At 39.7% G+C, this 12259-nt stretch carries 11 protein-coding genes; 1 reads left to right on the top strand and 10 read right to left on the bottom strand.

The window, feature by feature from the left end; genetic code table 11:
* Positions 1 to 208: 208 nt before the first annotated feature.
* The 8 genes from B0183_RS12650 to B0183_RS12285 form a co-directional block, all read right to left on the bottom strand.
* Entirely contained in the window at positions 209 to 562 is a 354-nt protein-coding gene (locus B0183_RS12650; protein ID WP_234802025.1) for a tyrosine-type recombinase/integrase, read from the bottom strand.
* Positions 563 to 567: 5 nt separating this feature from the next.
* Positions 568 to 1455, bottom strand: coding sequence for an integrase arm-type DNA-binding domain-containing protein (locus tag B0183_RS04040; protein ID WP_234802024.1), 888 nt, complete (start codon positions 1453 to 1455; stop codon positions 568 to 570).
* Positions 1456 to 1864: 409 nt separating this feature from the next.
* Complete coding sequence (locus tag B0183_RS04035; protein WP_078208360.1) at positions 1865 to 2161, bottom strand: hypothetical protein; 297 nt, start codon at positions 2159 to 2161, stop codon at positions 1865 to 1867.
* Positions 2162 to 2234: 73 nt separating this feature from the next.
* A complete protein-coding gene (locus B0183_RS04030; protein ID WP_016527901.1) occupies positions 2235 to 2897 on the bottom strand; it encodes a hypothetical protein in 663 nt (220 codons plus the stop codon).
* On the bottom strand, positions 2897 to 3457 hold the full coding sequence (locus B0183_RS04025; RefSeq protein WP_078208359.1) for a hypothetical protein: 561 nt from the start codon (positions 3455 to 3457) through the stop codon (positions 2897 to 2899). The genes B0183_RS04030 and B0183_RS04025 overlap by 1 nt, the downstream gene beginning before the upstream one ends.
* Complete coding sequence (locus B0183_RS04020) at positions 3458 to 8485, bottom strand: TipJ family phage tail tip protein (RefSeq protein ID WP_078208358.1); 5028 nt, start codon at positions 8483 to 8485, stop codon at positions 3458 to 3460.
* Between the two features lie 118 nt (positions 8486 to 8603).
* Positions 8604 to 9218: a KilA-N domain-containing protein gene (locus B0183_RS04015; protein WP_078208357.1), complete on the bottom strand. Its 615-nt coding sequence runs from the start codon at positions 9216 to 9218 to the stop codon at positions 8604 to 8606.
* Between the two features lie 247 nt (positions 9219 to 9465).
* Positions 9466 to 9624 (bottom strand): hypothetical protein, encoded by a 159-nt coding sequence (locus B0183_RS12285; RefSeq protein WP_165688508.1) that lies wholly within the window; start codon positions 9622 to 9624, stop codon positions 9466 to 9468.
* 480 nt (positions 9625 to 10104) lie between these two features.
* Between B0183_RS12285 and B0183_RS04010 the strand changes: the two genes are divergently transcribed.
* Complete coding sequence (locus B0183_RS04010) at positions 10105 to 10296, top strand: hypothetical protein (protein ID WP_035491811.1); 192 nt, start codon at positions 10105 to 10107, stop codon at positions 10294 to 10296.
* Positions 10297 to 10917: 621 nt separating this feature from the next.
* Here B0183_RS04010 and B0183_RS04005 read toward each other — a convergent pair.
* On the bottom strand, positions 10918 to 11523 hold the full coding sequence (locus tag B0183_RS04005; protein WP_234802023.1) for a tail assembly protein: 606 nt from the start codon (positions 11521 to 11523) through the stop codon (positions 10918 to 10920).
* On the bottom strand, positions 11466 to 12218 hold the full coding sequence (locus tag B0183_RS04000; protein ID WP_174221455.1) for a C40 family peptidase: 753 nt from the start codon (positions 12216 to 12218) through the stop codon (positions 11466 to 11468). The genes B0183_RS04005 and B0183_RS04000 overlap by 58 nt, the downstream gene beginning before the upstream one ends.
* Positions 12219 to 12259 lie beyond the last annotated feature (41 nt).

The raw sequence follows: 12259 nt of genomic DNA, 5'->3' as shown, positions 1-12259 counted from the left end.
ATTTAACGCGGCCTCGACGGTGATTTTCTTGAGCATCCGTGAAAATTGATTGAGGTCTTCTGGTGTTTTTAGGTTTTTGGCAAATTCCGCTGCCAAGGCGTGAAGTTGTTTTTCGTTCATAATAAAATACCTGTGTCTGAATGTATTATCTCAGAAACAGGTATTTACACAAATTGTGGGAGAGGCTCCATTTTTTATAAAAAAAATATTATAGGCTTTGTTTTTTTACATCAAATGTTAAATCCATACCACGGGATTCGCAGTAATCTCCGATAAGTTGCATCACAGATTTTCGCTCTTCTAAGTAATCATATCGATTATAAGTATTTTCTAAATCGTCCCCTCCTTCCAATAAATGAGAAAGTACAGTTTCAGATACATTTCTTTCAATCTTTTGAGATGCTAAAAATGTTTTTATAAATGCTCGTATTCCATGGGCAGTAAGTTTATTTTTATATCCGATTCTTTTTAGGGTGACATTTACAGTTGCTTTATTCATTGGTTGATTATTTGAAGAACGACCAACAAAAATAAAACGGCTACCTTCCGAAAAGAATTTCATGATTTCTAATAATTGAATTGCTTGAGAAGATAAAGGTACAGTATGAGGGCGTTTTTGTCTGCTTGCCCTTTCATCTTTTCTTTTGGAATGTTCCAGAGTTTATTCTCAAAATCAATTTCTGCCCATTCTGCACTAACTGCTTCATTTGGGCGTAAAGCAGTCAAAAATGACCAACAGATCAAAAAGTAAGTTTTTTTTGATATTTGAGAATTTGATAGGTCTTGAAATAGTTTTGGTAATTCAGAAGGTTTAATTGTGGGATTAGGTTTTGATGATTCAATATAAAAGCTTTTAATAGCCAATCTGCAGTTATGGCTTTCTATGATTCCTTTTGTAACAGCATGATCCATGATAACGCTGACAAGTTGATGGACTTTTTTCAAAGTATTACTACGATTAGCAGCTTTTTCATAAACTTGTACTAAAGTTCTTACCGTAATTTCTGATACGTGCTTTTCTCCAATATAAGGAAAAATATGATTTTCTAATCTAGTCCAATTATTTTCACGTGTTTCTGCATTTTTGGCTTTCTGTTTGTAAATACCGTTGAAATAGCTTGTTGAGACTGAATAGAAAGTATCTCTAATTTGGCTTTGAGCTTCTTCTTGTTGTCTAAGTTTCTCTGCTTGTAGATCTATGTTTTGAGCAAGTAAAGCCCTAAATTCTTCACGTTTCGCACGAGCTTGAATCAGTGAAATTTCAGGAAAAGAGCCAATTCTTAGATTAGTTCGCTTTTTTGTAAATGGGATTGAATAATTAAAGAGCCAAGTTTTACTTCCAGTAGGTCTAATTCTTAATAGTAAACCATCCCCATCATGCAGACTATATTCTTTATTTTTGGGTTTAGCTTCTTTAATTTCCATTGCTGATAATCGTGTGAATTTTCTTGCCATGAGTATTTTCCCAACAATTAAACGGTTTTTGGATAGTAACACGAGATTGTTCTGTGTTACTAACTGTGTTACTAAAATGTGAGATAGGTAGCGATAAATTACGATATAAAAAGATAAGAAAAAAGCCTTGAATCATTGATATTCAAGGCTTTATTTAGTTTTTACGATAAGCTACGAACAGCTACGTAAAGTCAAATGGTGCTCTGGGCGAGCATCTTTAACCATTATTATTCATGGTATATATTAAAAACGGTGTAATTTTGGTGTTACTTATAAATTATAGGTATTTATGATTTTTATGGATTTTATCGTTCAGCATCTAACCCCACTTTCAATAGAAAGTTGCTGAACTAATGAGGCGGAAATAATCTATTTATTGGATAAAGCCTCCGTTGTGTAGGCTTTATCCTTACACCAGAATCATCCCCTTCTCTTTCATATAGTCGTAAATACGCCTAATCATCAAATCTTGGAACGACTTACCAATATCTTCTTTTTTGAGTGGTTGCATCATTACTTCCATTGCTTGTTGAGTATCGAGATATTTATACTCAGTCACAATCGGATTGAACTCTGTTACTTGGTTTTCTTCATTTTCAACTGCTGTACCTATTTGATAGGTAACATTCATTGAACCACTCTGATCCATATTGAAACCAGAGATTGTTGAATAAAGTGGATTTAAGATTTTGTTAAATGTTGCCATATAATACTCCTTTGGTTTGTTTTAGAAAAAAAACTGCTTGTATTGTTACAAGCGGTGAGTTCGGTAAAAAATTTTACGGAATGTTTGAAATATCAATAAGGCAAATTGCACTTGGTGTACTTTTACCTAATGCACCGATATTATCTGTGTTTTGTATATAGTGGTCGCCACCATAAGAAGAACCGCTATATACTACTGCGTGCTCTACTCTAAAGTAGCTACCTACCCGTTTAACCACATCTCTCCAATAAGTGATTGTCTTAGATGTTGGTCTATAAGCCACCGACATTCGGTTATTCAGCAGATTATAGGCAACCTTATCCGTATTCGAGACTTGCCATTGAACATAGCCATTTGGCCCAATCGCTGGCAGATAGAACATGCCAATAGGTTTTACAGGGTAATCTCCTGTGCTGAAAAATTTATTGCCTGCTTCATTAACAATCTCAATGCCGTAGGGTGCTTTGCGATTTAAGTCTTGGCTGAAAACAAAGACTTCAACCTTGGCCAAAAAGTAGGCTTTGTAGCTATTTCCATTTTTTACTAAATAGTGTGATGCTGTGTTGACATTATCAGCAACCGGACGTGCAAAGACGGTAGGTTGTGAGTTTGAAGTAAACTCAAATACCTCAATGTGATTACCATAAGGTCTAGTCACACCACGCACCAGAAAATTTAAGGCTCGATAATCTTGCTTGATTTGCAGACGATCCAATTGAATCCCTTGTGCTGTCATTACTTGCTCCCCACAGTGATTAGTAATCCCGAAATATACGCATTATCGGCACGACAAATAAACTTATTGTTGTTTTTGTCGTAAATACAAGCCGATCCTGGCATCGTCCAAGGTCTGATAAAAGGATTTGACGATTCTTCGGCTACCGCAGACATCGCGTACCACTCTTCGCCCATTACCACGGGTTGTTGTGGATTTACTTCATAGCCGTTCGATCCACTGTCCCACGTCCAAGTGCCAGCCCCATCAATATTCACCCCTCCTGATGCCAAATAGCCAGGATATTGCCTAACAAGTTGAGCAAGATATTTCATATCTCGTTGCTTACCTGTGCCTTTAGGGTAATAAAAGTGATAATGTACTACATTCATTTCTCGTTCTGTTAAGGTGGCTTGTAATCTACCATTCTCGTCAAACACCTGTACGCCATAACTCTCCACATCATGCTCCTGTTTTGTTGTCGTTTGCGATTTCGCCTTTTTACGCTTTTTGTGCCAATAAAAAAGCAGTCCGAAGACTGCTAATAAACTGACGACACCAGTAATAATATAAATCGACATCTATAACCTCCCGATTTTTACTCTTATTCGACCTTGTTCATCATAGACGACAATTTGGTCGTTGTTAATCACCATACCGACATTTGCTGTCGCTGACCTCATTTCAACTTGACCACTCGTATTGACTTTAAAGCGATTATTAATGTTAATGCTCCCCGCCGTTACTGCCCCCAAATTCGCACTAATCGCAGATAAGCTATTAATATTGAGTTTATCTGCTGTCAGCGTTCTAGTAGCAATATGATTAGCATTGATAGATTTCGCAGACAAATGACGAGTTGCAATCGCATTACTTGCAATTTCATTCGCTGTAATAGTATTAGCCGCTATTTGTTGGGCAGTAATGGTGTTTGTAACAATAGAACCGCCGTGAATGGCGGTTACACCGCTATTTACCCACGCAGACGGTTGAGTGGTGTATTGAGTACATTCTTCAAGCATTGGTCGTCTAATAACAAACATTGGACTATCTTGACCGTTTTGTCCCCAAGTGTTAATGATTAAACGATAATTGGTTTCAGCAGAATTGGTAGCATTTGTTTTGAATAAGATCCAAATACGATATGAATTTTCAATACCAGTATCAATTGTATTGTTTGGATAACCTCCTGTATGCCCTCGTCCACTCCAACTTCTACTGATAACTTGTACGCCACCTAACTCAACGCCTAAATCAACATAACTTCTGTGTGCGCCTACATAAGCTGAAAAACAATAATAGGTGTTAGGTGTCAATTTTATATTTTGATACAACCCACCTAATCTTGCGTCCCCTGTAATTGACTTACGAGAACGCTGTAATCTAAATTGATTTTCTGTTGGTAAATACGCTCCACTTCGATATGCACCAGTATCATTATTAAAAGCATATCCGTTATTCTCAATGTTATTTGTATTAACATAATAGACCCAACCGTTACCGTTATTAGCAAAAATCGGGTTATACAGTAAGTTCCCCCCTAACCCAATTGCCAATTTATCAGCACTAATTTGCCCTGCTTGTAAATGGTTGGCGTTAATCGCTCCTGCTTGGATTGTACCAGCCTGTACCGAGTCCGCTGCCATCATCCGAGCAGATATAGTTCCGTCCGCAATCAAATCGCCATTAACAGCAACTTTGTTATTAACCACGCCAAACATCGGCGTGATGTTGCCATCTTGCGCATTTTTGACAACGTTAAATTTATCTGCCATCACAATAACAGAACTTTCAGTTCCTCCATTTGAGCCTAAAGAGATGCCCGCAAGTGCTTTTCTATTGCCAGCAATAGATACTGCTTGGATTGTGTGCATTGATTGCACTTTACCGTCTAATGTTGTTACTGTGCGACTGGTACTAGATATAGTTGCTTCTGCCGCACCCAAGCGTGCAGTATGAGCAACCAGTTGTTCTGACTGTACCCTATCCACTTCCGCTTGAGTTGATTTATGATTCGTTAGTTCTGCTTGTGTTAATAATGATGATCGACTAAAAGCCGTCGCCTTTTCACCTTTTTGCAATTGAACATTTTGAATTTCCACCCAATCATCTATTTGCCAGTTCTCAAATCTAAGTAGAAGGAACTGGTAAAGTTGGTTATGTGTACTAGATACAACAACTGGAACTTCAATTACTCTCCAATCCAGGTTGACATCCACATCGCGAGATTCGGAGGCTACTTCATAATGCCCTAAATCCACTCCTATTCTTGCCAATCTTCCAACTTTAGATGCCTTAATTTGTAGTGATAATACATATTTATCGCCTAATTTTAACGTCGGCAAATAGGCTTTTAATGTATTATGAATTCTGATATTAAAGACTCCCGTATCTTTAATTACCAACTTAAAATGCTCATCTTTTTCACTGATCACCGTTCTAGTAACAAGTGTTTCCCCTATGCCATCAAGGCTTGCATTTACAACTGAGAATAAGTTTATTCCACCTACACGAGAATTTAACGACTGTGTTATTTCGCTTAAGTTTCGGGTATGAGTACTTAAACTTTGAGAAAGAGTTGTTACACTCCCTTCCGTATTCGCCACTCTTGCAGTCAAGGCAGTTCGTGCTTGTGATTCGGCATTATCTGCCGCAATACGAGCTTGACGTTCTTCAGATAAACCTGATAACGCATTATCGGCTTTAGCGGTTGTAGTGGCTATTAATTGAGCTTTCTCACGGTCGGCTTGCTCCAATCGGCTCACGGCTGTACCACGAGCATTTGCTTCCGCTTGCAAGGCTTGTGTTCTTGCAGTTGCTTCGGCAGAGATTGCCGTGGTTCTCGCTCTTGTCTCTGCTTGAATCGCTTGCGTGCGTTGAGTGGCTTCTTGAGCTAACGCACTTTGTACCGTGTTAGCTTTTGATAAGGCATTATTTGCAGTGCTACTTGCTTGGGTAAGCTGATTAACAAGGGCTTGGTCCAACTGGCTACTTGCTAGTTTTCCTTCTAAATCGACCGCTTGTACTTTAGCAGTGTATTTACTACCGTCCCATACATATAACTTGCCGTCAGCCTCGTTATACACTTGGTTATGCCCAATGTTTTCCGTTAGGTTGTCAATACGAGCAACGGTTTTGATCATCTCCAATTTGCGAGCTGGCATTGCTGTATCAAAGACTTCTTCAATGATATTTTGACTTAGCTTTTCATTCAGTAACGCAAGCTCCGCATCAATATCTGCCCCTGTTTCTGCACTTAAACCTTGCTGTTGATACCAATCCCCCACGTTAATGCCACGAGTATGACGTAGCCAGTAATAACGTGTTTGGCGTGGACCTACATTGTGGGTGTAGATATTTGCGGTTACTTTTGCAATCCGCTCTGCGTTGGCTAGGTTGTTGGTTGAACTTGCCCAGATTTCCGTTTGCGTGGCTTCGTCCACAAAATCCCAAGACAGCGTAATACCTGATAAACCGCCCGATACCGATACATTTTTAGGGGTAGGTGGATTGTCAATCGTAAAGGATTGTACTTTTTCGCTCAGCATCCGCCCTTGTGCATCTCTTGCAATAATTGTGACTTGGTATTCACCATTTGCTAAATCTGCAAGATTCAGCTCACTACTGGATTCATCACGTTTAAACAGATACAACTTTCCGTCTTTTAAGACTTTGATGTCATATTTAACCGTGCCATTACCTGATGTCACTTCCCACGACACTTTCATATCACCGCTCAACGTCGGTTGTACGCCTAAGTGTGTTAATTGTGGCTCAACTTTATGGCGTGTTTCAGACAAAGGAGTAAAGATTGCCCCTTCATCAACAATTCGCTCTTTCTGTGGCTCGTGCTGTAATGCGGTAATGCCGTAGCTACCGTCTTCATTTTCCGCCACGCCAAGCACACGATAGCGTTGTGTGCTGACTAACGGGGTATGTAACGCCCAAGTATCCATTATTTGTAAGCCTGTTGGTTCGCTATCTAATGTCACAAGCGATTTGTTTTGGGCATTAATTTGCGAAATTTTGCGACGAACTAACCGCTGTCCGTTGTTATCATTAACTAAATAACTTAGGTGCTTTTCGCCCTGAACTTCAATCGGTGCATCAAGGGTAACGGTTCTGCCGTTAATGGCTAACACACGCCCACCAAGATTGACATTAGCATAGGATTTATCTGCAATTTCAATGATGTCACCCGGTAATACTTGTAACCCTTCACGCCCTACGCTAAAGCTGATCGTGCATTGCTCTAAGCGAGAAGTTTCAAGCACCCATTTACCATAACGGCGAGCTTGCCCACGAGAAGTACAGGCAAACGCAACGATTTTCTTCACGTTATAGCCATAACGTTTGATCATCGCATCATCTGCCACATACTCAATTGCTTTTTGATAGTTGTTACGTTCGTCGGCATATTCCACTTCAACGGCGGTAAAAATGGACTTAAGCGGTACATACTGGCGATTAAATTTACCGTCAATAACGTTCGCCTGAGTAAATGAGCAGACAGGATCGGCATTTCTGTCTTGAATAGCGGTTAATTGCGTACCATTCCACACTACAATCGCACGGAAAACCGACGCCATATCCGAAATCACCGAATAAGCATCACGTTGCTCTGTCAGCCATAAATTTGCCACCATTCTAGGCTCAACACCGCCATAGCCATCTGGTACTTGTTGATCGCAGTATTGAGCAATTTGATACAACTGGAATTTATCAATGCCATAATCGCCTAAACGTTGCCCTAAGCCAGCTAATTTGTTGGTGACTAAATCGTAAAACACCCACGCAGGATTATTCGTCCACGCCAGTTTAAAATCCCCACGCCATAAACCACTGCCATAGGTTCTGGTATCAGGATCGTAATTGCTCGGCACTTTAACCAAACGACCATACAAAAGAAAGTTAATGTTTGGAAAGCTCGGGTTATAACGTGAGTCGGTTTTAATTCCCACTATCGCCATATTGGGATAGCTCAATTTGGCACTAATAATCTCCGTGTAGCTTGACCAAAATGTCGCATTCTGCAAACGTTGGCTTTTGCTATCTGGCGTAACACGTTGTACCGTCACCATGAAAGGTCGTGGCGGTAAATTGTCGATCAGATAACTACGATGAAAACGTGATGAAGATTTACCGTTAATCACTACAGTTTGTCGGGATTGACCGTTAATTAAAATCTCTAGATGCACCGATGTGCCGTGCGTATCGCCTTGATCGTTTTGACTAAACAACGCATTCACACCTAAAGTAATTCGCAAAAGATCAATATCAGGGTCAATCACCGTGCGAGAAATAGGGTGTTCTAGTTTCACTTCTGCACCCACAGAAACTTCTCGCTCTGACGCATCAAAATCTTCAAGGGGTTGCTGGTCTTGATAGCCTAAACGGTAACGAATTAACGTATTTTGATAATTCCATTCCCCTTTCGAGTTTTTGATCGGCGTGTAATCAAAGAAGGCACTCTGATACTGATCTGCTGTCACCGCACCACGAATAGGGCCTAGCGAAATTAAGCCAATCGCACTTAATCGCTGTGCTGATTTTAGGTTATCGGGTGCTTCGTAAGGTGTATGGCCACCACCGCCTTTTTTACCGCCCATAATGTTTCTCCAATAAAAAAGCCGTTACAGGAAACTGTAACGGCGGTTAAATTTCAGGTACGACAAAAGCCACTTGCAACGCTAGGTCGCAAGCGGTCGGTTTTGTTTAAATTTTTGCTTAAAATCTTGCTAATCGTTGTTGATTAAGCTGGGGTAAGACTTGTTCAATAAAAGGATCAAGCCATACGTTAAATTCATGTGCGATGTCGTAGCCTTTCCCTGCAATATCGTTTTTAACATAGCGAGAAATGCCTAAATCTTCGTACAGTTTACGATGAAATACTTCCACTTCTTTTGCAAAGGCTCTTGCTCTTACCAAGTATTTGGCAATCTGTTCTGCTTTTTCGTGCGGAAGAACGACATCGGGTTTAGGTTCAAGCGGTACGATTTGCGTAGAATTTTGCAATCCCCCTTTATGCATTGCAATAAACGCTCTCAGTACAACCAAGTGGAATTTTGGGCTGATCCAAGTTGCATAGGCTAGGGCTAATTCTTCGCAAGCCCAAGTGCCTTTATTAACGCCTGTACGGAGTGATTTTATTGATGTGCAGATCTGCACATCAGAATTTTCACTCTCAATTTCTTTCACAAGATCTTTTGTTGTATCAAGGCGAATGAAAAATGTTGGACGGTGTTTATCTTCTCCGCCACTTGCTAAATGAAGATCGTTTAAAGAATAAAGATTTTCAAAAGTACGAATTGATGTTTTAAGAATAGTTAATTGAGTAGACATATCTGATTTCCTTTTGAGAGAAAATCCCGAATAAATCGGGTGATCGACAGCTCAAAACTGGTCAGATAAGCCAGCGGACGTATTCCCTTGCGGTGTTGTATTAGTCGCACTGTCGATCATTGAAATAAATTGTTACTTTTGTCCTAAAGTTATTTGGCAACAAACAATAGAAACAAAAAAATCACGCTGACGGGGTGAAATAACCGTATCTGATAAAAGGCTTTTGAGACCTGTGGGATAAATACTACTACATCAAATAAGAATATGCAATCATTAACGCACTAATTCCCAAACAAGTTGCCAAAATCAATACTGCATTTGCTAATTTATTCCCAACTTTATCAGCACCTTCTTTACTCATTTTTCCACCTACCTTTACTTGATGTTTTGGTGTATACTTAATCAAAATTGCTCCTTAGTTGCTAAACTTGTATAAGGGGTAAATTAAAACCCCGAGCGATTGCAGTCGTTCGGGGTTTGTTTTTTATTTGTCAAATAAAAAAGGCTTACCATTTCTGATAAGCCTAGTAAACAGCATAATTTTTTTTGCTGTTGTTTGTTGCCATTAACTCAATACTGCTCTGAAGTTTTGGGGGGGCAAATAAAAAGCCCACATTCCGAAAAATGTAGGCTTTTCTAAAATAATACTTGATTTATTCGGTGTACCGAACTATAATAACCTCGCTTTCAGTAGTTAGACCTAGGAAATTTAACACGGACTGAAAGCGAGTGTGAGGCTTAATCCTCACGCTTGAAGAGGATAATCAAATGTTTAAATACATTATCCTAGTTATCATTTTGTTACTCTGGTCTTTGCCAGTTTACTAATCTGATAACTTACTAGGGGACCAGCCTCCCCTAGTTCTTCAAATTATGGGGAAAAATAATGAAATTGTCAATCAATGAAATAAAAGCTCGCTCAGATGAAAAGCGTGGTGTAAAAGCAAAGTCATATAAACTCAGTGTGGAAACCATCGCTCTAATTGAACAACTTGCCCGTGAACGAAACATTCCACAAAATCAACTGATTAAATTAGCAGTTGAACAACTACAAAATCAACCAATTGAACAACAGTAAAGGGTAAATCAGGCGTAGCAATACGCCTGTTGGTTAGGCATTTTTCAGGGTCAAGATGAAATCTGCCAATGCTCTTAAAAAATCAGGTGTAAGCCACATCATTACGCACATTATGATCAATAAACTGATAGCCCAAACGTAACGCTTGGCAATCTTTGATTTATCCATTAGTTCTAACATTTTACAAATTCCCTCCACTACTTCGTCTTTATGCTGTAAAGCGCTTTTATAATGTCTGGGCTTTTCCAAATTACAAAGCAAATAATGATGGTAATTAAAATGGCAATAAATCGCCAAGTTGATAATGTTTCAACCATAGAAAATATCTCCTTGAATAAGGCTATGGCTAAATGCGATATTTTATCGTCAATCTTTATTTCACCAGTTCAGATGGATAGCAATTTAATCAACTCAATAATTGCTCGTAGTAGATCCGCTGATACCCAAAATAAGATTGGGATAGATACTGCAAAGGCTATCGACCAAATCGAATGTTTCATCATTAATTCCTTGAATAAAGGTAAAATTAGTTTTAAAATATCTTCCATTGTCGTTCCTTTTAAATCGTTCTTAATAGGAATGAAAAGCCCCGAACATTGCGAGTGTTCGGGGTTTTGTTTTTTATGTACCTTGCGATATATCATCAAAAGCATCAATACCCTGCGAAATCAAGATAAGACTTGTCATCATTTTTCCGTAAAGCAACGGAATCGGTCTGCCTTGTGGGGTAAGGTTGCGAATGTTTGAGAATGATGTACTTTGCTGTTTTTCGCTATCACTTAATTTCGTGTTCATATCTGGTGGACGAGCAAGCATTTGCATCGCCCCTCCTAATAAAAGACTAGCTCCCATACTTCCCATCATCATCGCAGTCATCCCTTGAACCATTCCGAATCCCATTGGACCAAGCATAAAGGCGGCACCAATTAAAAGTGCACCAGCAACAATACTAAGGACACCCGATTTCCCTGCCCCCGCCACCACAGGCGTAAAATGTACAGTGCAATCATCTGCAAGTGTCATTGTAGGATTGGTTTTTATCTGCTCTTCGCTTAAATAGCGTTTTCCGATTCGGACTTTGTAATAACCTTTGCGTAAATGTTGACTTAACCCTTGAATCTGGCTAAGTAGTCCGCTCATCAGCTCTTTAAATGAACTGACTTCAAGCACTATCGGTTCGTTAGGCTCAAATCGTTTAAGATCGCCGTAAAATTTAACTCTGACCATTTCGGGTATCTCCAAATACTATGCGTTTGTTGTAACCAAGCACCGTCATAAGGCACACGGGCAGACAATCGCCCTTCGCTGTGGTGTAACATCATTTGATGACCAAGGTAAATGCCTGCGTGATTAGCCACATCGCTACCAATTTGCAGTAACACAATATCGCCAAGCTGGGGCTGTTCTTCAAAATCTAACCGCTCAAAGCCAAAGCGGAGCAAGTTTTCTTCATACAAGTTGCCTGATTTAAACCATTCAAATTCATAGGTCACATCATCGGGCAAATCCAATCCCGACAACATATAGGCATCAAGTAAGATATTGCGACAATCTTGCTTGTTATTCTCAAACGGACGACCGACAAGCGGTGCGATTGGGCGGAATTTTTGCAATTTTCCGTCGCAAACCAACCAAAACGGCAGATTTAACCGCACTTGACATTCTCTGTCTGCGGTTGATAGATAAGGCAATCCCTTTTCTGTGTCTGAATCAGGGTGAGAATGAACAACCGCCACAATCTCACCTACGCTTTCCGCCCGAATCCAATCATCAGGTGAAATTTCAAAATGATTAATCGGATCGACAGCCACATTTTCACAAGGAAAATAACGTAACTCACCGCCCTTAGAAACGACAAAACCGCAACTTTCGTGCGGTTCTGAGCGTTTGGCGTGAGCAATGATTTTTTCTTCAAGTGTCATATTAAGCCCCATACTGCGTTGTACTTGGAAAGCCCCCAAAC

Origin of the sequence: Glaesserella parasuis, from assembly GCF_002015085.1 — a bacterium.
In the GTDB taxonomy this organism is placed as follows: domain Bacteria; phylum Pseudomonadota; class Gammaproteobacteria; order Enterobacterales; family Pasteurellaceae; genus Glaesserella; species Glaesserella parasuis.
The sequence above is the reverse complement of the archived record's forward strand: the minus strand, read 5'-3'. Positions and strand labels throughout refer to the sequence as shown.